This is a genomic window from Pontibacter actiniarum (assembly GCF_003585765.1).
In the GTDB taxonomy this organism is placed as follows: domain Bacteria; phylum Bacteroidota; class Bacteroidia; order Cytophagales; family Hymenobacteraceae; genus Pontibacter; species Pontibacter actiniarum.
Genome location: NZ_CP021235.1, coordinates 3976218 through 4000249 on the forward strand (window position 1 = coordinate 3976218; position 24032 = coordinate 4000249).

At 52.0% G+C, this 24032-nt stretch carries 21 protein-coding genes; 14 read left to right on the plus strand and 7 right to left on the minus strand.

The annotated features are described in order from the left end of the window. Positions 1-101: 101 nt before the first annotated feature. The 5 genes from rsmI (at position 102) to CA264_RS17150 (ending at position 3505) form a co-directional block, all read left to right on the plus strand. Positions 102-812 (plus strand): 16S rRNA (cytidine(1402)-2'-O)-methyltransferase, encoded by a 711-nt coding sequence (gene rsmI / locus CA264_RS17130; RefSeq protein ID WP_025608618.1) that lies wholly within the window; start codon positions 102-104, stop codon positions 810-812. A 1-nt stretch (position 813) separates the two neighbouring features. After that, positions 814-2046 carry an Lnb N-terminal periplasmic domain-containing protein gene (locus tag CA264_RS17135; RefSeq protein WP_036777220.1) on the plus strand — a complete coding sequence of 411 codons (1233 nt, stop codon included), beginning with the start codon at positions 814-816 and terminating at the stop codon, positions 2044-2046. Beyond that, positions 2043-2846 carry an inositol monophosphatase family protein gene (locus CA264_RS17140; RefSeq protein WP_025608620.1) on the plus strand — a complete coding sequence of 268 codons (804 nt, stop codon included), beginning with the start codon at positions 2043-2045 and terminating at the stop codon, positions 2844-2846. The genes CA264_RS17135 and CA264_RS17140 overlap by 4 nt, the downstream gene beginning before the upstream one ends. 31 nt (positions 2847-2877) lie before the next feature. Further along, entirely contained in the window at positions 2878-3057 is a 180-nt protein-coding gene (locus CA264_RS17145; RefSeq protein WP_036777221.1) for a FeoB-associated Cys-rich membrane protein, read from the plus strand. A 109-nt stretch (positions 3058-3166) separates the two neighbouring features. Then, entirely contained in the window at positions 3167-3505 is a 339-nt protein-coding gene (locus CA264_RS17150) for a hypothetical protein (RefSeq protein WP_025608621.1), read from the plus strand. A gap of 63 nt (positions 3506-3568) precedes the next feature. Here the strand turns inward: CA264_RS17150 and CA264_RS17155 are convergent, their stop codons facing one another. The 6 genes from CA264_RS17155 to CA264_RS17180 form a co-directional block, all read right to left on the minus strand. Beyond that, positions 3569-4501, minus strand: coding sequence for a mechanosensitive ion channel family protein (locus tag CA264_RS17155; protein ID WP_025608622.1), 933 nt, complete (start codon positions 4499-4501; stop codon positions 3569-3571). Positions 4502-4556: 55 nt separating this feature from the next. Next, positions 4557-5579, minus strand: coding sequence for an SPASM domain-containing protein (locus CA264_RS17160; protein WP_025608623.1), 1023 nt, complete (start codon positions 5577-5579; stop codon positions 4557-4559). A gap of 119 nt (positions 5580-5698) precedes the next feature. After that, a complete protein-coding gene (locus CA264_RS17165; RefSeq protein WP_025608624.1) occupies positions 5699-6889 on the minus strand; it encodes a baeRF3 domain-containing protein in 1191 nt (396 codons plus the stop codon). A 215-nt stretch (positions 6890-7104) separates the two neighbouring features. Continuing rightward, entirely contained in the window at positions 7105-8523 is a 1419-nt protein-coding gene (locus CA264_RS17170; protein ID WP_025608625.1) for a TlpA family protein disulfide reductase, read from the minus strand. A 189-nt stretch (positions 8524-8712) separates the two neighbouring features. Then, positions 8713-10092 carry a DNA repair protein RadA gene (radA, locus tag CA264_RS17175; RefSeq protein WP_025608626.1) on the minus strand — a complete coding sequence of 460 codons (1380 nt, stop codon included), beginning with the start codon at positions 10090-10092 and terminating at the stop codon, positions 8713-8715. Positions 10093-10287: 195 nt separating this feature from the next. Beyond that, positions 10288-13209, minus strand: coding sequence for a CHASE domain-containing protein (locus CA264_RS17180; RefSeq protein ID WP_025608627.1), 2922 nt, complete (start codon positions 13207-13209; stop codon positions 10288-10290). 270 nt (positions 13210-13479) lie between these two features. Here CA264_RS17180 and CA264_RS17185 point away from each other — a divergent pair, with 270 nt between their 5' ends. The 9 genes from CA264_RS17185 to rlmF all read left to right on the plus strand — a co-directional run bounded on the left by CA264_RS17185 (position 13480) and on the right by rlmF (position 23108). Then, positions 13480-13962, plus strand: a complete 483-nt coding sequence (locus CA264_RS17185) for an Mpo1 family 2-hydroxy fatty acid dioxygenase (RefSeq protein ID WP_025608628.1) — start codon at positions 13480-13482, stop codon at positions 13960-13962. 24 nt (positions 13963-13986) lie between these two features. Beyond that, the gene (locus CA264_RS17190) at positions 13987-14703 is read left to right on the plus strand and encodes a hypothetical protein (protein ID WP_025608629.1); all 717 of its coding nucleotides are present in this window, start codon (positions 13987-13989) and stop codon (positions 14701-14703) included. A 369-nt stretch (positions 14704-15072) separates the two neighbouring features. After that, on the plus strand, positions 15073-16470 hold the full coding sequence (gene fumC / locus CA264_RS17195; protein WP_025608630.1) for a class II fumarate hydratase: 1398 nt from the start codon (positions 15073-15075) through the stop codon (positions 16468-16470). Between the two features lie 400 nt (positions 16471-16870). Further along, positions 16871-17314 carry a hypothetical protein gene (locus tag CA264_RS17200; protein ID WP_157593732.1) on the plus strand — a complete coding sequence of 148 codons (444 nt, stop codon included), beginning with the start codon at positions 16871-16873 and terminating at the stop codon, positions 17312-17314. 124 nt (positions 17315-17438) lie between these two features. Further along, the gene (locus CA264_RS17205) at positions 17439-18770 is read left to right on the plus strand and encodes a hypothetical protein (protein WP_025608632.1); all 1332 of its coding nucleotides are present in this window, start codon (positions 17439-17441) and stop codon (positions 18768-18770) included. A gap of 617 nt (positions 18771-19387) precedes the next feature. Further along, entirely contained in the window at positions 19388-19738 is a 351-nt protein-coding gene (locus CA264_RS17210) for a nuclear transport factor 2 family protein (protein ID WP_025608633.1), read from the plus strand. A 577-nt stretch (positions 19739-20315) separates the two neighbouring features. After that, positions 20316-21245 (plus strand): alpha/beta hydrolase, encoded by a 930-nt coding sequence (locus CA264_RS17215; protein ID WP_025608634.1) that lies wholly within the window; start codon positions 20316-20318, stop codon positions 21243-21245. Between the two features lie 208 nt (positions 21246-21453). Continuing rightward, the gene (locus CA264_RS17220; RefSeq protein WP_025608635.1) at positions 21454-21984 is read left to right on the plus strand and encodes a GNAT family N-acetyltransferase; all 531 of its coding nucleotides are present in this window, start codon (positions 21454-21456) and stop codon (positions 21982-21984) included. A 131-nt stretch (positions 21985-22115) separates the two neighbouring features. After that, complete coding sequence (gene rlmF, locus CA264_RS17225; protein ID WP_025608636.1) at positions 22116-23108, plus strand: 23S rRNA (adenine(1618)-N(6))-methyltransferase RlmF; 993 nt, start codon at positions 22116-22118, stop codon at positions 23106-23108. Between the two features lie 210 nt (positions 23109-23318). Here the strand turns inward: rlmF and CA264_RS17230 are convergent, their stop codons facing one another. Further along, positions 23319-23759, minus strand: coding sequence for a hypothetical protein (locus CA264_RS17230; protein ID WP_025608637.1), 441 nt, complete (start codon positions 23757-23759; stop codon positions 23319-23321). Positions 23760-24032 lie beyond the last annotated feature (273 nt).

The following is a 24032-nucleotide window of genomic DNA, read 5'->3' on the forward strand; positions in this document are numbered from 1 at the left end:
GCGTAGCAGCAGGAGCGTATTGCCGGCCAATCGCCTGCCTTACGCACATGGCCGCGCGCCCGGAACTCGAAACTCAGCACTCCTTTTCGTATCTTTACCCCATGCAGGAACAGGAAAAAACGAATTTATACTTGGTGCCGACGCCCATCGGCAATCTGGAGGATATCACCCTACGCGCTATTCGGGTGCTTAAAGAGGTGGATGTTATACTTGCCGAGGACACGCGCACCAGCGGTAAGCTGCTGCAGCACCTGGGCATCGAAAAGCGCATGCACAGCCACCACCTCCACAACGAGCACAAGGCCACGGCCCACCTGGTGGACCGCCTGAAGGCAGGGGAGGTGATGGCCCTGATCTCTGACGCGGGCACGCCGGGCATTTCGGACCCCGGCTTTTACCTGGTGCGGGAGTGCCTCAAGCACGACCTGAAGGTGGAGTGCCTGCCGGGGGCCACGGCTTTTGTGCCGGCGCTGGTGAAATCCGGCTTTAGCACCGACCGCTTCACCTTTGAAGGCTTCCTGCCGTTGAAGAAAGGACGCCAGACGCGCCTGCAGAGCCTGGCGGAAGAGGAGCGAACCATGATTTTCTACGAGTCCCCGCACCGCCTGCTCAAGACGCTCACGCAGTTTAAAGAGTACTTCGGAGCCGAGCGCGAGGCCTCTGTTTCACGTGAAATCACGAAAATGTTCGAGGAAACCATCAACGGAACTTTAGAGGAGTTGATTGAGATTTTCAATAACAAAGCCATCAAAGGAGAGTTTGTACTGGTGGTATCCGGGGCGCCCAAGGGCGGAAAAGCCGATAAGGAGTAACATGAAGAACTACATCAAAAAAATAACGCTGGCTTTGCTGCTCAGCCTTTTTACCCTGCCAAGCTGGGCACAGTTTGAGGAAATGCAGCTTTCGCCGCAGGCAAAGATCAGCCTCATCACCTGCTCCAGCGGGCCGGAGCTTTACGCGATCTTCGGGCACAGCGCCGTGCGCGTTAACGACCCCGCCTCCGGCCTGGACATCATCTTCAACTACGGCACCTTCGACTTTAACGAGCCGAACTTCTACCTCAAGTTCGCGCGGGGCAAGCTCAGGTACAAGCTCTCGGTGGCGTACTTCCGCGATTTTGTGTACAGCTACTCCATGGATAACCGCTCGGTGTATGAGCAGGAGCTGAACCTGACGGAGGCCGAAAAGCAAAAATACTGGGCCTTCCTGACAAACAACTACCTTCCGGCCAACCGCTTTTACCTCTACGACTTCTTCTTCGATAACTGCGCCACCCGCATCCGCGACGGTCTGGAGGCGACCTTCCCGAACCAGCTGGCCTTCAACATCAGCCAGTTCGACAAGGACTACAGCTTCCGTAACCTCATTGACCTGTACCTGGGCCCACAGCCTTGGGGCGACTTTGGGATAGACCTGGCTCTGGGCGCCCGCATTGACCAGGAGGCCACCCCGTACCAGTACATGTTTCTGCCGGAGTACCTCTCCAAAGGGTTTGCCAACGCCACACTGGCCCAAGGCGGCCAGCCCAAGCCGCTGACCCTGGAGCGCAGGGTTATTTTTGAGCGCGACCCCATACCGATGGAGGCCGGGTGGTTTACACCGCAGCTGTTGCTGTGGGCTTTCCTGCTCGTAACAGTGGCCCTCACGGTGGCGGATTTTGTGAAGCGCCGGCGCAGCCGCGTGTTCGACATGGTGCTGTTCTTTCTCATGGGCCTGCTGGGCATCGTGCTGCTCCTGCTTTGGTTTGCCACCGACCACCAGGCGACAGCCTACAACTTTAACCTGCTCTGGGCAGTGCCGACACATGCGGTGGTAGCCTTTTTCCTGGGCCGCCAGGTGCTCCGCGAATGGGTACGGAAGTACATGCTGGTAACGGCCATACTTGCCGCTGTGGTGCTTATTGGCTGGCCGCTGTGGCCACAGCTGTACCACGCGGCCTTTCTGCCATTAGTGGTGGCACTGGCACTTCGGGCGGCTTATACCGTATGGTTCTCTAAAAAGGCCACGGCCGTAGTCACAAACCAAAGTGTAGAACAGAAAATATGAACCTACAGGAAACAGCGAACAAACTAAACATACTTTGCCGCAGCGTCGGCACGTTTATAAGCCAAGAGGGCGAGCGCTTCGACCGCTCCAAGGTGGAAATGAAAGGCTTTAACGACCTCGTGTCTTATGTAGACAAGGAGGCGGAGAAGCAACTGGTGGACGGGCTGCAAAGCATTCTGCCCGAGGCTGGCTTTATCACTGAGGAGGGCACCGCCACCACCCGCGGCGAGCGCTACAACTGGGTCATCGACCCGCTGGACGGCACAACCAACTTTACCCACAGCCTGCCGGTTTACTGCGTGAGCGTGGGCCTGCTGGACGGCGACAAAGTCGTGCTGGGCACTGTGTACGACCCAAACCGCGACGAGTGCTTCTGGGCCTACAAAGGCGGCGGCGCCTACTGCAACGACACCGCCATTAAGGTGTCTGACGCGCCCGCGCTGAAAGACGGCCTCATCGCCACCGGCTTCCCGTACCATGACTTCGGGCTGACGCAGCAGTACCTGCAGGTGCTGGGCTCTTTCATGTCTAAATCGCATGGGGTCCGCCGGATGGGGTCTGCCGCCATTGACCTGGTGTATGTAGCCTGCGGGCGGTTCGAAGGCTTCTTCGAATATAACCTGAACCCCTGGGATGTTGCGGCAGGCGCCGTAATTGTGCAGGAGGCAGGTGGCAGGGTCAGCAAGTTTACCGAAGACGGGGACTTTGTGTTTGGCCGGGAGATTATCGCCAGCAACGGCCATGTGCACCCGGAGATGCAGCAGACCATCGCCGAGTTCTGGAAAAAAGACCTGGACTAAACTTTTTATACCTCAGCAGAGTTTTAATGTTATGATACAGCAACTCCTCATACTGCTCATATTTCTGGTAGCAGTGGCCTATATGGGCCGCATGCTTTACCGCAGCTTCGCAGCCAAAAGCGGCTGTGCCAAAGGCTGCGGCGGCGCCTGCTCCACCATTGATTTCAAGAAAATACAGAAGGACCTGGAGAAGCAGCAGGCAAAGGCCTAAAGCCCCTGACCGTTGCTCCAGATACAGTTTTCGTGCATCCCTTTGTATCTAAACTTTCTTTTTGCGTATAGTTCAGTACTTGAGTTTGTAACCACTTAAATAAGATACTATGCAAGATAAAGTTGAAGAAAGATCTTTAGTGAACGTACTTAACCGCCTCCGCAAGGACGGCTTTAAGCATGATTTTAAAGTGTCGGACGATGGCAAACTGCGTACGATGGACGAAAAGGAGCAGTACAGCCCAGAGGAGGTGCGTATTGTAGACCACTACCGGTTCGAAGGCGAAAGCAACCCGGATGACATGTCGATCCTGTATGCGCTGGAGACGAAGTCTGGCCTGAAGGGCACCATTTCAAACTCCTTCGGCCCTTATGCCGACGAAAAAGTGGACACGTTTCTGAAGCAGGTAGAGGACCTGGGCAAAAACCTGGATAAAGACGATAAGTAACAACAGAAAGGGCCGATACGATATCGGCCCTTTCTGTTGTTACTGTTTCTGCATCAGCGAACCTTATTGGCCATTGCCGCTCAGGCCCTGGCCATTTTTTATGGAAGCGGAAATGGTTTTGAGCTCCTCGCTTAGCTTTTCGCCGCCCTTTATACCGAAGTCGAGGGTGCGAATCGGGAACGGGATCAGGATATCATTGGCATCGAAGGCTTTCTTGATTCGGATGATGGCATCGCTTTTGGCCCCAACATAGTCCACCTGGCGGCTGTAGCTGATCCAGAAGCGGGCTTTAAAGTTGATGGAGCTGTCGCCGAAGGCATCGTACATCACCTCAACGTCACGCGTCTTCACACGGTTCTTCACATCCTGCAGCGCCTCTATCACAACCTGCTGCACCTGCTCCAGGTCCTCGGCATACGAAACGCCTACCTCCACATCTACCCGCCGCACCCCATGGACCGAGAAGTTGGTCAGTGGGTTTTCGAACACCATTTTGTTCGGCAGCTTCACCAGCTCCCCTGTCACCTTGCGGATATCCACGGTGCGGAGAGTGATGCGCTCAATGATGCCGAAGTAGTCGTTGGTTTCAATCATATCGCCCACACCGAAAGGTTTCTGCATGGCAATGATCACCCCGGAGATAAAGTTGGCCGCGATATCCTGAAAGGCGAAACCCAACGCCAAACCGATGATACCGACACCGGCTAAGAGCGAGATAACGACCTTGTCGAGGTTGAGCACATTCAGCACAAAGAAGAAACCCAGAACAAGCACCCCCAGATACACCAGCGTCGTCACCAGGTTATTTAGCGCTGCGCTGTGCGAGAAGCGCCCCATCACGCGATCCACGGTGTTGCGCACTACTTTGGCAATGTAAAAAGTGAGGATGAGCAGAACGAGGGCCACAAACAAGTTTGGCAGCATCAGGATGATATCATCGCTCCAGTCCTCCAGCTTGCTCCACAGCAGCGCTACCGTTTCATTCAGATCTTTCATATAGTTCGAAAAGGTTGTTTCTCTTTTAGCCAGCACCCGTTAACCGGCACGAGGTTCAGGCCCATACTTTTGTGCCTTCCGTACAGTTGCGGCACATCTCTACTTCGCTGCGTGAGCGTAGCAGCGTTTGCCGGAACCGCCCGTACTTCTCGCCGCGCCATACTTGGGTAAAGCTCTGCTGCTGCAGGTCGCCCTGCCTGTATTCAGCATCCTTGTCAAAGCAGCAGGGCACCACCAGCCCGTCCCAGGTTATTACGCAGGAGTGCCACATCTTCCAGCAGTGGTTGAGCAGCTTGTTCTTTATGCTGTAGCTGCCGTCGCCGTTGTTGCGGTACCTGGAGTAATAGTCGATGGTGGGGATGAGCGGGGAGCCTTGGCCGTAATCGTAGATTTGCGCGGTTTTAAACACCACCTCGTCCACGCCCAGCTCCTTTGCCAGCTCTTTTACGTCCTCCAGCTGGTGCTCGTTGGGCCGCACCACTAAGAACTGAAACATGATGTGCGGTGTTTTCGAGTTCAGCGCTTTTTTCCACTTCACCACGTTTTTTGTCCCCTCCAGCACCTTTTCAAGTTTTCCGCCCACCCGGTAGGCGGCATAGGTGTCCTGCGTGGTGCCGTCTATAGATACGATCAACCTGTCCAGGCCGGATTCCACTGTTTTGCGGGCCGTCTCGTCATCCAGAAAGTGCGCGTTGGTAGATGTGGCCGTGTAGATGCCCCGGTCAGAGGCGTACTTTACCAGCTCCAGCAGGCTCTTGTGCAAGTACGGCTCCCCCTGAAAATAGAAGATCAGGTACATCAGGCGGCGGTGCAAGGCATCGATGGTGCTTTTGAACAGCTCGTCCTGCAGCATGCCGGTGGGGCGGGAGAAGGAGCGGAGGCCGCTGGGGCACTCGGGGCAGCGCAGGTTGCAGGAGGTAGTCGGCTCCAGCGAAATGCTAAGGGGGTAGCCCCAATGCCTGGCTTTTCCGGTAAGTTTGGAGTACAGGTAGCTAGCCACCACCTGCAGTGCGTTAAACGCGCGCAGCGGTGTCAGCTTCGATAGAAAGTTAAACCCATCCGTTAGTTGAAGTGCCATATACAGGACGCAGGAGAGGCAGCGGCTAACCAACAGCCACCGCCAAAGAATTAGGGGTAGCCACAGTGGCTACCCCCTAATTTATACTATCTGGCGCTAATGGCCAAAAAAGCGGCAATTTAGTACCTGAAAAGTGCTTTTACACTAGCACCCCCGTTGGAGCTTTCGGCCAGCCCGTTGTAGCTGCTTACAAAGACCTTACCTCCCTGCGCCAGCGTTTTCGTGGCAGCCAGGTTTATCAGGTCGTCGTCGCCGCGCTGGTACTCGCTGTGTATCTCAGCAGTGGCGCTCTTGGCGTTGTAGCTGCCCCACACCGGCTCGCTCGGTGCGATAAAGAGCGTGTCCACGCGGCCATGCACTGCCTCGGCGGCCACGGTGGCAATGTCTTCGGAAGTCGCCCCGGTTCCGGCCACGTTCTGGTAGCGCGTCAGCGACTCCGTGTGGCTCTGCTGCATCATCGGCTTCACAATCTCCAGCGCTTTCTCGTGGATGTTCTTGATATTGATCAGGTCCGCGTTTTCGTCTACCGGCACGTTCTCCGGCACAATGTTTTTGTAGTTGCTGGTCTTGCGGTAGATAGCGCAGTAATGGTCTATACCGGCAAGCACCAGTGGCTCGTGGGCATCATGCAGGATCTTCTGCAGGCTGTTGTCTACATCGTTCAGGAACTCCCGCACGCGGTCATGCTGCTGGTCGCCCTTAGAGAAACCACTGGGGTTGCCGAGAATGTTGGTGCCGTTTACCGTGGTTCTGCTGGTGTTAAAGTCCTGGTCGTTGCCCTTCACGTCAAACTTCAGAGACTCGTTCATCGACTCAGGCACGAACGAGCTGATGTCAATCGGCCTGATTTTCTCGATGGTCGCCTCAAAGAAGCCGATCTTCTCGCGGTACAGGCACAGAATAAAGAAGCGCCCGTTCTGGCTCAGGATCGGCAGCATCGGCGTGATGTAGAACTGATCCAGCACGTACACCACGTCCGGCATGGTGATAGGCAGCGTGTAATGCGCCGAGTAGCCTTTGGTGATAAACACGGCCAGCCCCTCCGCCTGGTGGCGCCAGAAATTGTTATCGTTCAGCAACTCTTCGGCTGGTTTCATGTATTCCTCGATCTCTGCCTCCGGCACGTCGTGCCTTTGCAGCAGGTTGCGGGCTTCTCTGATTTTGTTCTTGAAGAGAATATGGTCCTGACCATTGAGTGTTTCCTTGCCTGCCCGGTGCGTGGGAATGTATATAGAGATGCACAAGGCGTTCTGTGTGTTGTTCTGCACATTAAGCAGCGTCTCAATGTCATTCTTATTGATTAATGCCATATGTTTAGTGGTTAAAGTAGAGTATCATTACTTGTTTTAAATCCTGTATAAAATAACCTCTGAAACGTGCAGAGGTGTAGGATTTAAGTACGCAGCAAAACAAGCAACGGTTATTGGAACCCTACTTACGGGGCTGGCAACTGGGCAGCGCACGCAAAAAAGCCCGGCTCCTTCTCAGGGGCCGGGCCAGTACCGGTCAAAGCCAAACATAGCCGCTAGTGCAGGGAGGCCTGCCGCAGCTCCAGGTGCTGCAGCATGTCGTTCACAGCCTCCGGGCTGCTGGGGCGGCGCGCTTTCAGGCTGATAAAGCGTCCTTTCTCGTCGATCAGAAAGTATGCCGGCACATCCTTCAGGTTGTAGCGCTGCTGCAGTTCGGCAGCCGCGCCCCCGGCAAACAGTTGTTCTCCCTGCAGCTTCCTGTCCTGCACCTTCTTCCGCCACTGCGCCTCATCCGTATCCAGGGCCACGTTCAGCACCACGGCCTTCTTCCCTTTCAACCTGGCGATGAGCTGCTGCAGGTTCGGCAGCTCCATCTGGCAAAGGCCGCAGTCGCTGCGCCAGAAGTTTAAATACACCAGCTGGCCCTGAAAGTCGCTCAGCGAAACCGTGTCACCGCTTATGCGCCGGAGCGTAAAGTCCGGGGCAGGGCTGCCGATGGCGAAACTTTTGTTGGCACTGTAGCTTTCGGCCAAATACGCGTTAAGGGCGGCATCCTTGCTCTTGGAGGTAAAATCCTGTAACATCTGCTCTGTATAGGCCAGGTGCCCAAACAGGATAGACTGCTTCAGGATCTGCGCCTGTGCCATCAGGCGTGCCTGGCCCTGCAGCCTCTGCGCCGCAACCTCGTAGCTGGCTTTGTAAAACTGCGCGTTTGCTTCGCCATAGCCGGCCTCCTGGGCAAAGTAACCCGTGTAGCTGCGGAGAAAGCTCACGAAGGAGGGGCTAAGCCGGTTGGCCGGGCGCTGCATGTCCAGGTTGTTCAGGTAAGTATAAAAGCCTGCAGAGGGCTTGGAAAGAGCCACCTGCAGCGACTGCTGCCGCAGCGGGTGGTAGCTCAGTTTATCCTTGGCGTAGCTAAACTCCATCTCAGCCAGCAGGTACTCTTTAAACTGGCCCGACACCGGGCTCTTGGCGGCATACTTCTCCAGGCTCTTCAGCTGGTCCTCGCGGCGGTAGTCCAGAAATTCGGTGAACTCCTGCTCATTCAGCTTGATGTTCTCGGGCAGTACCTGGTAATCCTCCTCTTCGTCGAAACGGTTGGTGTAGGCCACCAGGTAATTGTTCTCGTTCGCCCCTTTGCCGCTGTACTTCAGTGTTTTCAGAAACTTCTCGCCGTTAAAGGTGAGCTCCAGGGCATATCCCGGCTCCAAGTACACCTGCACCACCTCGTCGCCGTGTAGCAACTCGGCCACCATGGCACCCTCCAGCGGTACTTCCATCCGGAAGCTGTCGCCCTGCAGTGCTACTTCCGTTTTCACCTCCTCCGGAATCAGCGGGTTAGGGTAGGTAATGAGCTCCAGGTAATCGGAGAGGGGCTTGTTGATCTTGCCGCTGATAACGGCTTTGCCCTGGGCCAGCAGTTGGGTAGCAAAGAGCAGGAGCAGGGCAGGCAGCAGCAGAGAGAGCTTTTTCATGGGGCAGAGGTATTATCGCTTTGGCGTAAGATTTATTGGATTACTACTAGTTGCGCGCGCTGGCGCCGCACGGCAGCCGCAACAACAAGCCCTTGAACAGCAACGCCCCGGAAGATAATTCCGGGGCGTTGCGTTTTTCTATACTTTATCAGAAAATCCAAATAGCACCTTCTTTAAGCACAAGCCGCTCTACCCGAACAGGCTGCTAAAGACTTCCTCCAGGCGGCCGTAGGCATGCACGTTAATGGAGAACTTGCTCAAATCCACACCTTTCTTGTTATACTTGGAAATGTAGATGTCTGTGAAGCCCAGCTTTTCGGCCTCTGTGATGCGGTTCTCCACGCGGTTTACAGCCCGCACCTCGCCCCCCAAGCCCACCTCTGCGGCAAAGCAGGCGGTGTTCGAGATCGGCATGTCCTCAAACGAGGAGAGGATGGAGGCACACACCGCCAGGTCCAGCGCCGGGTCTTCCACTTTCAGGCCCCCGGCAATGTTCAGGAACACGTCCTGCGCCCCCAGGCGGTAGCCGCCGCGCTTCTCCAGCACGGCCAGCAGCATGTTCAGGCGCTTGGCGTCGAAACCGGTGCTGGTGCGTTGTGGTGTGCCGTAGGTAGCAGGGCTTACCAGGCTCTGCACCTCTATTAGCAACGGGCGGTTGCCTTCCAGCGTGGCCCCGATAGAAATACCGCTAAAGGCGTCCTCGCGCTGCGAAATCAGGATCTCCGACGGGTTGCTCACTTCGCGCAGCCCTGAGCCCATCATCTCGTAAATACCCAGCTCGGAGGTGGAACCGAAGCGGTTTTTTGTGGTGCGCAGGATACGGTAGGTCATGTGGCGGTCGCCCTCAAATTGCAGCACCGTATCCACCATGTGCTCCAGTATCTTCGGGCCGGCCAGATTCCCTTCTTTGGTGATGTGGCCGATCAGGAAAACCGGCGTGCCGCTCTCTTTGGCAAACTTCAAAAGCTCGGCCGTACACTCGCGCACCTGGCTGACGCTGCCCGCACCCGCCTCTATGAAAGAGGAGTGGAGGGTTTGGATGGAGTCGATGATCAGCACCTGCGGGCGAATCTGCTCTACCTGCTTAAAAATATTCTGCGTACCGGTTTCGGTGAGGATAAAGCAGTCGGAGGTTTGGGCCAGGAGGCGCTCGGCGCGCATTTTAATCTGCTGCTCGCTCTCCTCTCCGCTCACATAGAGCACCTTCAGGCCGCGCAGGCTCAGGGCGATCTGCAGCATCAGGGTACTTTTGCCAATCCCCGGCTCGCCGCCGATCAGCACCATGGAGCCCGGCACAATGCCGCCGCCCAGTACCCGGTTCAGTTCCTGGTCCTGCGTAACAATGCGCTGCTGCTCCTGATAACTGATATCGGCAATGGGTTTGGGTTTGTTGGACACCTGCGCAGAGCTGGTGCCCACTTTCCAGGCGGTGGTAGGAGTTACCTCCTCGCGCTGCACCACCTCTTCTACATAGGTGTTCCACTCGCCGCAGGCCGGGCACTTGCCAATCCATTTGGCTGACTGTGCGCCGCAGTTCTGGCAGAAGTAGGATGTTTTTATCTTAGCCATTAAATGTTGTTAGTCGTGTTTCGGTGATCGTTCCTCAGATGTATCCCCATCTATCCAGAACAAAATAAAGGGGCAGAAAGATCAGTTTCCTGCCCCTGCTGCGCAGGTTTTCTGCCTTACGCATGCATCTCCTTCTGCTCCAGCAGGCGTGGCAGATATCCCTGCTGCAAGTACGTACCCGTGCAAGCCTGGCGGCTATACTTCCTGCACCACAGCCGCCTCCTTAAAGTATACCCTGAACGTGGTCCCTTTGCCGAGCTCGCTCTCTACCTCAATCTTGCCGCCGTTGTTTTCGATAATGCGCTTCACAATATACAGGCCGATACCCGTGCCCTCCACATGCGAATGCAGGCGCTTGAACATGCTGAACAGCTTGTGCTGCTGCTCTTTCTTAATGCCGAGGCCGTTGTCCTTCACCTCCAGCACCACATAGCCCTCTTGCAGGTAGGTGCTGATGCACACCTCAGGCTTTCGCTGCGGCGCTTTATACTTGATTGCGTTACTGACCAGGTTATAGATAATGCTGCGCAGGTTTTTGCGGGCGTACAGGATATTCTCTACCTGCAGGTCTGTTTTAAACACAGCGCCGGCTTCCTGCACCATGCCACTGATATCAGCGGTAATGTCCTGCAGCATGTGCTCAAACGAGAGCGGCTCCACGGATGAGTGCAGCTCCTTTTGCACCTTTGTGATTTCTGCCAGGTCGGCGATGGTGCCTTTTAGCTTGTTGATGGCGTTCTGCACCATATCCAGCACCTGCATGTCCTCCGCCTCCAGCTTGCCCTGCAGGATGTCGCGGAGGAGCGTGGCCAGCCCCTCCATGTTGGCGATCGGCGACTTCAGGTCGTGCGAGGCGGTGTAGACAAAGTTATCCAGGTCGTTGTTGATGCGCAGCAGCTCGTCGTTTTTCCCGCTCAGCTCGTCATTGGTCAGCAGCAGCTCTTTTCGCGCATTTACCAGCTCGGTTACCTCTACGGCAAACACAAGCACGGCCTCCACCTTCCCGTCCGGGTCAATCAGAGGCTGGTACACCAGGTTGAAGTAACCGTACACCACTTCTCCGCTGTTGTTGCGGTCTATCGCCGTCGAAACCTCGTTGCCGATAAACGGCTGCCCTGTCCGGAAAACCTCCTCTAAGCGCCCAAAGAAGCCGCGCCCCTCCTGCTCGGAGTGCGCCTCGTAAATGGTTTTGCCCACCAGCGGGCGGTTGCCGTACAGTTTGCGGTACTGCGGGTTGGCCAGCACGTACTGGAAGTCCGGGTGGCGCACCAGGCCCACCACTGCCGGCACCTCCAGGAACAGCTTCTGCAACAGCTCGGCGTTCTGCTTTACCTTGCGCTCCGCCTCCTTTATCTCGGTAATGTCGATCACAGAGCCGATGTAGCCCAGGAAATCGCCGTTTGCCCCGAAACGAGGCGTGTTGGTGCCCACCACCCAGCGGTATTCCCCGTCGAAGCGGCGCATCCTGTACTCCACCCGGAACACCACCTGCTCTTTTATCGCTTCGTTTGTTAGCCTTTCCTTTTCCTCGATATCGTCCGGGTGCACCACCTCTTTCCAGCTCATGTTAATGGTGTCTTCGAAGCTGATGCCGGTAAAGTCGAGCCACTGCTTGTTAACGTACAGGAAGTTGGAGGCGTCATCCATGACCTTGATCATCACCGGGGCACTGTCGGCCATGTTCCGGAACCGGGCCTCGCTCTCGATAATGGCCTGCTGCGCCTGCTTCTCATCGGTGATATCGCGCACCTCTATGATGGCATAGCTCTCGCTGCCGCTCTCCACGATCGGCTGCACGGCGCACATCACATTGAACATCGTCCCGTCTTTGCGCACAAACATGTCCTCATAGGCGCGCATCGGCTTGTTTATAGTCAGGGCGCTACGGATCGGGCACATGGACACCGGGTAAGGCGAGCCGTCGGCGTACTTGTAGTGCACCATGTCGTGCAGCGTTTTCTCCTGCATCTCCTCAAACGTGAAGCCGGTCATTTCCTCGGCTGCCGGGTTCATAAAAGTACAGTACCCTTTCTCGTCTATGATGAAGAGGGCGGCCGTGGCGTTGTCGGTAATGGTCTGCTTCAGGCGGTTGGAGCGGCGCGTGTTGGAGAGCGACCAGATGATAAAGAACATCAGGAAGCTGATAATGCTGCCTCCCAGAAGTATAAAGTATGGGAGCTCAGAGTCTGCGGACCTGCTAAAGCCGGCTTTGGCCGATATGTAGAGGCGCCAGGTATGGTTCCCGATCGTGATGGTGTTCAGTTCGCTGTACTCCCTGTCGTGGTCGGTGTGGTAGTAGAGAGTGGAGTCGGTGCTGAACAGCAGGTCTTCTTTGGCCAGCTTGCTGCCATCGTACACCTCCACATCCAGGTCCTGGAAATCATCCGTGAGCACGGCCATCATGAGGTCTTTGGCCCGGAAGGGGCTGTACACATAGCCTTTGATCAGCCGCTGGCGCTCCTGGATAGACTCCGGCTCTGCATTATTCTCATACACGGGCAGGTAGATCAGGAAGCCCGCCTGCTCATCTTTACCTGTTTCCTGCATCAGCCTTACCTTGCCTGACATGGCCGGCTGCCTGGTGTCGCGGGCAATGCGCATGGCCGACTGCCTGACGGGCTCGCTGAACATATCATACCCGAAGGCCCGCAGGTTGCGGTCAGAGAACGGCTCCAGGTAAACAATGGAAGTATACACATCCCGCTTACCCTCCGGGTATATGCCGTAGTTCTTAAAGCCCTCTTTCCGAATCATCTTAACGTGCGCCGGAACGTTGTCTGCATTGAGCACCACCGCATAGCCAAAGCCCTGCATGCCCGGGTAGTTCTCCTCCAGGTTAAGGGTTTTGTAATAGGTGTGCCAGTCCTTGCGCGTAACCGTATCAGCAGAAATAAACAGCGCCTTGCCTCCGATCAGGATCTGAATGTAGTCGCGCATCCGCTTATTGATGGACTCCGTCACCTGCTCGGCCCGGAGGGAGAACATTTTGGCGCTTCGCTCCTCTGCCTTCTTCTTAGTTTCAGAATAAATAAAAAAGGTAAGCAGGAAAATGAGCAGGAAAGAGAAAACCGCAATAAAATAATCTCTTATAAAGGAAGCCAGTCTGGCGAATTTCATGCGTTTCGGATTAATGCCAAGGGATTATTAGAAATCTTATAACCGCAACAGCTGTTGCAGGCCACCCGGCATATGTTTCTGTTCTACTTCAAATGTATGAAAATTCAAATCCACAGCCAATACAAAAAGTTCAATTCAGGGGCTCAAATAAAACCTAGGCTCCTGATAAATAGCCTGTACCCAGTTTGATATGTGGGCGCAATTGCGTATTTTTCTTTTAGCTTAAGCAGCCAGCCACCGGCAGTTTCGAACAGCTTTAAGAACTCCCCTATGAGAACAATGCAACAATGGTTTGACGAGTACGGCCAAAGCCACCAGAACCATACGAACAAGCTTATCCACTGGGTTTGCGTGCCCTTGATCTTCTTCAGCGTTATTGGGCTGCTGGCCAGTATCCCAAGCGGGGCCCTGAAAGCGCCTTTCCCGCCTCAGGTGCAGCCGTATGTGCACTTCGGCACGGTGGTGGTGGCGCTGGGGCTGCTGTTTTACCTGCGCCTGTCGGTAGGGATGTTTCTGGGCATGGCGCTGGTTTGCGCAGTGGTACTGTGGGCCGTGCACGCGGTGCAGGCGAGCTTCGACACGCCGCTCTGGCTTATCTGCCTGGTTATCTTCGTGCTGGCCTGGGCCGGGCAGTTCTACGGGCATAAAGTAGAGGGCAAAAAACCGTCCTTTCTAAAGGACCTGCAGTTCCTGATGATTGGCCCGGCGTGGTTACTGGGTTTTATCTATCGGAAATTGGGGATACCGTATTAACTTTGCGGTGTCAACACTTACCCTATGCTGGAGATTCTCAAAAGCTTGCTGATTGCCTTTTTTGCCGTTGCCGTACTGCTGCCGGTTGTTCGTTTCGCGTTGCGCCGCCTGTCACCGGCACCTCATGCACCGGCTGTTTCTGCCGATGAGGCGAAGTATCTCCAAAAGCAGGAGCTAAAGCTTACTATTGCCTATTTCTTTTTCGCCTGCCTTCTGGCGGTGTTCAGTTCCGGATCGCTGGCGCTGCTCGCCAGCATCATCCACGCCTCCAAAGAGCAGCTGTACGTGCTCACGCCTAACTTCCGGGCTCTTTTTGCCCCGGGGCTGCTGCTGGGCCTGACACTGGCGGTGCTGCCGCTGCGCCTGGTGCAAAGCGCCCTGTTAGGCCACGACTATGACCTGTACAAAAGCTACATGAGCAGTGTGGAGGGCCACAGGTCGAATAGAATCTACAACGTACTGCTGGCACTGATGCTGGTAATCTCGGGTTTGGTAGCCTGGTATGCCATGCGCTGGCACGTAACCATAAATGAGCAGCAGGTGAAGATATCGAACCTACTGCTGGAGCAGCGCTCTTACCAGATGCAGGATATCCAGACGATTCATTTCCTGGGAGAGGAAGGGGCTTACCTGATCACTTTTAACGACCAGACCACCGTAAACACCTCTTACCTGAAGCCTGTGCCGCTGGAGATGATAGCGCTGCTGTCGCAGCAGTCTGGGCAGCGGGTGATCCGGTAAAGCATTCTTTGCCAACCAGGCAAGTAAGGCAAGGCTGCTTTTGGGGCCTTGCCTTTTCTTTTTTCCTCATCCAGGTGCCGCTTCTTTTCACCTGTTGCCCGGGTGCCTTGGCGGTGTGGCCTTTGCTATTTGTAAAGCATGGAGCCTACGCTACAGTAGTTCAGCACCGTACCGGCAGTTCCTTCCTGGTCACCTCCCGGTTAGCGCGCCAGACCGGGCCGACTAGTAGAGAAGGGGCGCAATACCTCCAGCACCTGCCTCCGCTGGCACAAGGCCCCACAATTCTCTTTCCTTCGAAAAGCCTCTTTACAGAATATTTTATAGTTTTGCTACGTACAGAGTAATCCTATAAACCAAACATAAACTGACATGCAAGTTCGCGTAGAGAAAGACACGATGGGCCCTATCGAGGTGCCTGCAGACAAATACTGGGGCGCGCAGACACAGCGTTCGAAAGAAAACTTCACCATTGGCGGCCAGCGTATGCCGCAGGAGGTGGTAGAGGCCTTTGCTATACTTAAGAAATCAGCCGCACAGGCTAACGCTGAGCTGGGCGTACTGGCGCAGGACAAAGCCGAGATCATCTCTCAGGTATGCGATGAGATTCTGGAGGGCAAGCTGAACGACCAGTTCCCGCTGGTGGTGTGGCAGACAGGCTCAGGCACACAGTCGAACATGAACGTGAATGAGGTGGTAGCCAACCGCGCACACGTACTGCTGGGCGGCGACCTGATGGATGAGAAGAAGAAAATTCACCCGAACGACGACGTGAACAAGTCGCAGTCTTCTAACGACACCTTCCCGACAGCCATGCACATTGCCGCTTACAAAAAAGTGGTGGAGCACACGCTGCCAATGGTACAGAAACTGCACGACACGCTGAAAGCGAAGTCTGAGGAGTTTATGGACGTGGTGAAGATTGGCCGCACGCACCTGATGGACGCCACGCCGCTGACGCTGGGCCAGGAGCTGTCGGGCTATGTGAAGCAGCTGGAGTACGGGATGAAGGCGCTCAACAACACGCTTGATCACCTGAAAGACCTCGCGCTGGGCGGATCTGCCGTAGGTACAGGCTTAAACACGCCGGAGGGCTATGCAGAACTGGTAGCGAAGAAGATTTCTCAGTACGCGGGCCACGAGTTCCGTACGGCTCCAAATAAATTCGAGGCGCTGGCCGCACACGATGCCATGGTAGAAACTTCTGGCGCGTTGAAGCAGCTGGCTGTTTCCCTGATGAAGATCGCCAACGATATCCGTTTGCTGGCTTCTGGCCCACGCTCTGGTATTGCGGAAATCACGATCCCGGAAAACGAGCCGGGCTCTTCTATCATGCCGGGTAAGGTAAACCCAACGCAGGCTGAGGCCATGACCATGGTTTGCGCCCAGGTAATCGGTAACGACGTGGCCATCTCGGTTGGCGGCATGAACGGCCACTTCGAGCTGAACGTGTTTAAGCCGGTGATGATCTACAACCTGCTGATGAGCGCCCAGCTGATCGGCGATGCCTGCGACTCTTTCGACAAGCACTGTGCCGTGGGTATCGAGCCAAACAGAGAGCGCATCAAGCACAACCTGGAGAACTCGCTGATGCTGGTAACTGCCCTTAACCCGCACATCGGGTACGACAACGCCGCCAAGATCGCGAAGAAAGCCCACAAAGAGGGTACTACGCTTCGCCAGGCAGCCATCGACCTTGGCCTGCTTACCAACGAGCAGTTCGACGAGTGGGTGAAGCCAGAAGACATGATCGGCAGCTTGAAGAAGTAAGACGTTAGATAGTAGACGTTAGACAAAAGATTTATACTTGTGCGGATAAAGGAAAGGCAGCCCCACAGGGGCTGTCTTTTTTTGTTTTAAAAGGTACTAATTGAATATACATAATAGTATATTCGGTAATACGATTACGGTTATCTGCAGAAATCAACAGTAAACCGTATATTATTACTTATATACTTTAGTTACCCAACATTTGATGAAACAGACTATACTAATATTAATGCTTTTGATTCTTGGATGTAACTCCAAGGAAAAGAGGATTATAGCCTCTGGTGAAATAATTGATCGGACCTATTATTCCAATCAGCTTGATTAGAATATTGATATTCCAGAAGAATATACTGTTGAAACTGACGACAAACTGGAACAAAGTACGGATCTGAGAAATAGAATGATTACAGCTCCAGAAGGATTTAAAAACGTGCCCACTGACTTAAATTTAATCACGTTTCGAAAAGGTCAGGACAACTTTTTCAGTTCTTCAGTAACTTCAATGAACAATACAAATCTGACTTTTCCAAAACTACAAGAAGCTTTAGTCAGGACTATAAATCAGACTTATTCTAATTTGAAGAACACACAATACAAATTACAGACATCAGAAACCACAATTGGAGATATAAGTTTCAATAAAATACAAATCCAGGTTTACGATAAAACTACAGGTGAATTAATTATTAAGCAAGACATTTATAATTCTTTAGTTGATAATAAAATTTTTAGTGCTTCAATTAATTATAACTCTGAAAAAGAAAAAGAAGTTATGGAAGAAGTTTTCTTTAAATCGGTAAAATCAAAAAAACGTTGGGTAACAATATATAAAAACAATGCTTAAACCTGTCTCGAATCGAAAGTCCGTGCTTGCTTGCAACGCCTGATTGTTCTGCGGACAATCAAGCTCGCCGGCTCGCACAGTTTTTATATGAGACGTTGGCGGTCATGCTAAAGCTATAATTCAAATGGAAATGGGTAATGATAAAATTGAAAATAACCCTTCTTATCAGAAACTAAAGAAGGACTTACAGGGAGCAGAAGCTTTTCATACAATTGCAAAGTTCCTTTCTGTTTTAGGAATTAAAAATGAAAAGGTAGACGAAGCGTTTAGTGCTTTGCCAGAAATGAAAAAGCAACTGGAACTTCTCTCAAAAAGCCCTGATAGATTTAACGAACACTTTTCTAAGAGTGGCTGGATTGCACACGAATCTATGAACTCAGATTTGATGCTAACTTCAATTGAGTTAGCTGAAAAAGGTTGTTTTGAAGTAGCAGAGCAAGGATTAGTAGATTACTACAGCTCAGATAAAATGCAATGGCTGGTGCATCAACTTAGAAGAATCGAAGCTTTTTCAATTAGATATAATTTCTTTCTACTTGCTTATGAAGATACATTAGCAGAACGATATCATTCAGTAGTTCCAAATTTACTAATGATGATTGACGGTGCAGTTAATGACATCGACAAAGAAAAAGGATTTTTTGCCGAGAAAACAAATTTAACAGCTTGGGACTCTATAGCGGCTCACAGTACTGGATTAACGGCACTGAAGACTATATTTAGCGATAGCAGAAAAAAAACAACAACTGAAGAAATGCTTTTACCATATAGGCACGGCATCTTACACGGCAGAGATTTAGGATTTGCAAATAAAACAATTACAGCTAAATGTTGGGCAGCTGTTTTTGCAATAAAAGATTGGGCATTCGCCTTAAAGCAGGGAAAAGGAAATCCACCACCACCAGAACCTAATTTATCATTTACTGAAAGTCTTTCTCAATTGAAGCAATCGATAAATGATTATTCGGAGAGTAAAAAGAAAACAGAGGTAGTCAGTCGAAAGGTTGGAGAATGGAAGCCAAGGCAATTAACTGTTGGTGTTGACCTTCCTGAAAATGGCAGCTCCTCTGATTATGAAAGCTTTACACCAGAACAGGCTGCCATTAAATTCATAGAACTTTGGAATAAGAAAAATTTTGGTGGTATTGCCCAACAAATTCATCAATTCTCAAAGGCTCCCATTAATCTCAAAAAGGAGGCAGGTAAGGTAAGAAAAGCTTTAGAGGGTAAATCAATCAAAGATTACAGAATAGTAAAAATTATTGACTGCTCACCAGCAATTTCAGAAGTTACTTTAGGAATCTCAATTTTATTTAATAATGAGCTATTTGAAAAAGAAATCACTCTTCGGCTCATCTATGAAGGAGATAATTATGAAATCCTAATATTTGGAGATAAGGGTGGGCAATGGAGATTTATTGATAGCTTTTTTCATCAAGTTGAATACTTATTCTAATATTTATGACAAAGAAATGGAATAAGCAAAAAGCGCGAACCGCCAACACCACCCAAAAAGCATTAAAAAGCTTTTTAGCCCAACCGTTAAGCATCATATAAATAATGAAGAAGCTCTTTTAGATGATATAAGAGCCGTAGATATGGTCTATGATAAGGCTATAGAAAAAGAGTTTGATGTAGTTAGGACGTATCATTAACTTATAAACTATGTTCGATCACATAGACTTTCAGACTTTATAAGCTTTGACAATGACTTTGGAGTACATGAGAATGGGAAAGTAGCGCTAAACTTCTTTCACAAAAGCTTACTATTAAAGCCTTTCACCCCGATAGAAACTATCCAAAACGAGTGCTTGAACTCTTACATAAAGCTTGAGATCAATATTAAGTTGCAGGACCAGTTTAAGTAAAACCTCATACCCAACACTGCTGGAGCCTCTTTACTGAGCTCTAAACCGCTTTAAAGTAAAGAATAAGAAGTAGTTCTTATTGAAGGCAATGTATCACCTGAAAAATCAGTATTAACCTAGGATAATTCGTACAGCATACCATAGAACTTGGTTAAGAGAGGCCACTCCATCAAGGCATCTACCTGAACATAAAGCTCACATCCTCATGACTGAGAACAATAAAACGATACTAGAAAAAGCGAACGCGGCAGTTACTGCAGGCGACAATGAGGGGTTTCTATCTTTCTGCACCGAAGATATAGAGTGGACATTTGTAGGTGACAAAACCATACAAGGGAAGGAGGCCGTTCGACAGTGGATGGCAACGGCATATATAGAGCCTCCAAAATTTAATGTAGAGAACTTAATTGCCGAAGGTGATTTTGTTACGGCTCTTGGCACGATCAGGTTGAAAGACGAGAACGGAAAAACGGCTGGCTACTCATACTGCGATGTATGGAGGTTTCGCGACGGTAAGATGACAGAGCTTAGAGCCTTCGTCATCAAAACAGAGTAAAGGTGAACACTCATGACGGGGCGTAGGCAATTAGGAATAGCCACTCCCGCTAATGCGAGCTTGTAGATCGTATTCATATTCCTATCAAAAGAAGAAGCACGAGCTAAAAGTCTGCCCCAGCAAAAACAAAAATTCAAGTCGATAACATACATCCCGCAAGTTTAGCAACGGCGTAACTTATGGGTATACTTTGCAGCCAGTTTGTAACTGGCATTTCATTCCCTTCTTTATACTTCCGCAAGTTGAAAACTTGCCTCCATTTCCCCCACAAGTTACCGTTGCACTCAAACTTGCGGGATATAAAGAGGATGTAAAGAGATGCTCAAGAGCGGTTTGGGAAGTCAATACGCTGACTAAAACAAGATTAGCAGCCTTTCAAAGCAGGGGCTTTGGGCAGAAGTATTATGCTTGACCTCCTGCAAAAGCTGATACCTGTAGTAGGGTACGCTTCACACCGGCTTTTCAACAATTAAGGAGCTGTACCGTTATTGTTTGAGAAATCATAAATTAACAAACCGGCTTATCCCCCGAGGCCAGTGGGTTAGTAACTGTGAACGGCATCATACAACGGGAAACAATGAAGATAAACAAGAACCTTTTAGTAGCTGCTTTACCGCTTGTTGGAGCAGCAGTGGTCTATAAGTGGAGCACCTGGAAAACTGAGCTTGTAAAGGCGCTGATAAAAAGGCAAAAAGAAAAAGGAGATTACAACCGCTTTATCAAAAACTTCCCTGACCCACCTGAAAGCCTGCACAAGAAGTATACATTTGAAAAAATAGATATAAGCGGCGCCCGCGGCTACTGGATAAACAAGGCAAAGGCTAGTAAAGGCGTTTTGGTATACTTACACGGCGGCGGCTACGTGTTCGGCCCCCTGGAAGTACAGTGGAAATACATTGCCAGGATGAGCGACGAAGTGGGCATGGCCGCGGTGGTCATCGATTATAAAATGGCCCCGGAGCATCCTTTTCCGGCGGGGCTACACGACGTGGAAAAGATCGTTACCACGTTGCAGGCTGAAGGAGCCATACCCGGAGCGTATTATATGTTGGGCGATAGTGCCGGAGGAGGCATGGCAATAGCTGCAACAAACCTGCTGATGGAGAAAAAGGCACCTCTCCCTGAAAAGCTGATCCTGATGTCGCCATGGCTGGACCTTTCGATGCGTAACCCAGCCATAGCGTTTACAGCGGATAAAGACATCATGCTTCCGCTGGAAGAGATTAAAAACTCGGCTAAAAAGTATGTGCCGGATGGAGACTTTCAGAACCCGCTGGTGTCGCCTCTCTATGGAAACGTAGCAGGCTTGCCGCCAACACTTATCCAGCTCGGCACGGCCGAAGCGTTTTTGTGGGACAACCGCAAGTTTGTCCAGAAGCTAACCGAAGCAAATGTAGAAGTGCAGTATGAGGAATACGCTGAGATGTTTCATGTGTTTGCTTTGGTCCACATGCTAAAGGAAGGCAGACAGGCGCTGAAGTCGCAGGTACGTTTTCTGGAAGGGTAGGAACTGCTTTGCTCTTGCCCTGGGTTGTTATGGATTGATGGTAGTTTGTACCTGGCGCTGCCTTCTTTATACTTCCGCAAGCTGAAAATCTGCGGCCATACTTCGCCACAGGTTAGCGCTATGCTCATACTTGCGGGACGGATGTGGCACCAAGACAAGCAAGAATGGCAGCTACACTTGTGCTGACTTCCTGCTCTCACCTTTTACTATGAAGCACACCAGATTAACCGACGCATTACACAGGCTGTTCTATGAGGCGTGGGCGCTGTATGAGCAGGCTTTTCCTTTGGAGGAACGCCGGCCTTTGCCCTGGCAGCTTGAGATTATGCCCCATGCCAGCTACCACTTTGAGGTGATACTACAAGAGGAGGAGCTTATCGGTATTTTGCTCTGGTGGGGCTTTGACGAGGTACGCTACGTAGAGCATTTTGCCACTGCTCCGGCGCTGCGTGGCAAGGGGTACGGCAAGGTCATACTACAAGCGTTTACAGACCGCGACACTCGCCCCGTGCTGCTGGAGGTTGAGCCACCAGAAAGCAAGGTCAACCGCCGCCGCATCAGGTTTTACGAGCGTAACGGCTTCTGCCTGAACCACCACTTTTACCAGCAGCCTCCTTACCACCAGGGGCAACCACCGTTAACGCTGCGACTCATGTCTTACCCCACACCTATCACGGCCGGGGAGGCAGCTGCCTTTGCGCGCCGGCACCACCCGCTCATTTACCGTACAGCACAGTAGAAAGCTTTTTACTGTACCTATAGTTGGCGCTGCCCTGTACAGAAGCTGCTTATACTTATATTTGCGTTGTTAAATTTTTTACCGTTGCATTTAGCCTGCTGCGACGTTCCCATTCAGGCTCTTTTACCCTCATGCCTCCTAACAAGAAATCTCACCCGAAAGAGAAATCCGGCCTGCACCCGCGCAACAGGCACCGCGCCCGCTATGACTTTAAGGAGCTTGTTAAAAGTTGTCCGGAGCTAAGGCCCTTCGTGCAGGTAAACGCTTACAACGATGCATCTGTCGACTTCTTTGACCCCAAAGCGGTTAAACTACTGAACAAGGCGCTGCTGGCGCACTTCTACGGTATCCGCAACTGGGACATCCCGAAGGGTTACCTTTGCCCGCCCATACCTGGCCGAGCCGATTATATACATCATGTCGCAGATTTGCTGGCTGCCACCCACAAAGGGCAAATCCCTAAGGGCAGCAGAGTAACAGGCCTGGATGTTGGGGTAGGGGCAAGTTGCGTGTACCCGATCATTGGCAACAGGGAGTACGGCTGGTCTTTTATCGGCACAGACATTGACCCTGTTTCTGTTCAATCATCCCGTAAAATTGTGGAGGCTAATACTGCTTTAAGCGGCAATGTGGAGCTACGGCTTCAAAAGAACCCGAAAGATGTCCTTCAGGGTGTGCTAAAGCCAGGGGAGCAGGTTGATTTTACGGTTTGTAACCCTCCATTTCATGCCTCGTTGGCAGAGGCACAGGCCGGTAGCGTACGCAAGCTTTCTAACCTGAAGCAGCAGAAGGTGGCAAAGCCAACCTTAAACTTCGGAGGGCAGAAAGCAGAACTGTGGTGTGAGGGAGGGGAGCTACGGTTTGTGCGGGATATGGTGTTCCAGAGCCGGCACCTGGCAACGTCCTGCCTGTGGTTTACCACACTGGTTTCGAAGCAAGCAAACATCAAAGGCATTTTGCAGGCACTAAAGCAGGTAAAGGCCTTTGAGGTACAGACAATAACCATGAGCCAGGGCAACAAAACGAGCCGCCTTGTAGCCTGGACGTTCCAAAACAAGGCCCAACAGGAAGAGTGGGCAAAGGAGCGGTGGCAGGCAGAGGCAAGGGCGTCTGAGCACCGGTAAAGGCTTTCAAAGCTTACGGAGAGCCTGTTTCATGGAACCCAGGTGGCGCACCAGCCAAGCGGCACCTGGGTAAACAGCACAACAAAGGCCTGCCAGGCGGTAGTGGCAGAACACCATACTACCGCCTGGCAGGCCTTTGTGCGTCGCACGCTTTATGCGGCACGGGTACTCTTTGCTCCGGCGCGCGCAGCACGCCTGTCTCATACTTTACTACCAGTGGTACAGCTCAAAGGGCACGTTTTCCCAGGTAGTCTTATCGGTTGCTTTCACCTGCATGGTACCGTTAGAGGTCAGGGTCACGTTTTTGAGGGTGTAGAGCCCCTCTTTAAGGTCGGCGGGTATGGAAAGGCCTTCCACTTTGGCCTGCGGCGGAATGCCGGCCCCGTCGCCGCTCGTCATGGTTTCCAGCACCTCAATGGATTTCATGGGGCAGAAGTACAGCACCATCTTCCCGCGGCTTTTCTCCAGGCGCACAGGAGACAGGTTCGCCATCACTGTTTCACCGTGAGAGAGTTCCCCTTCCTGCATTCTCTTCTGCAACACCTCCGGCTGCGAAGAAGACGTAATAATTACCTGCCTTGGCTCTCGGCCACCTGAAGATTGATCCTTGGCACCGAATAGATTTCTAAAAAAAGAAGTGTAAATGTTCATAGTGCTTAACTTTAAGGTATAACTTGATTTGATTGGATCAACTGCCTTCGTCATGCATCAGGTTGATGTTGCCGCACGCTGCCGCTGTGTACCGGGCTTATTTTCTGAGAACGGGCATACTTCTGCTCTTGTTCTTCTTGAACCTCTATAAGTGATTATGTATCAGTTTTTTGATGCGAACGGAGCAAAAACAACGGCAAACGGCACCCTGTGTTATAAGGCATTCCTACACCCTGTGTTTAGCGCCTGTGAGCAGGGCATAGGGCAAGGGCC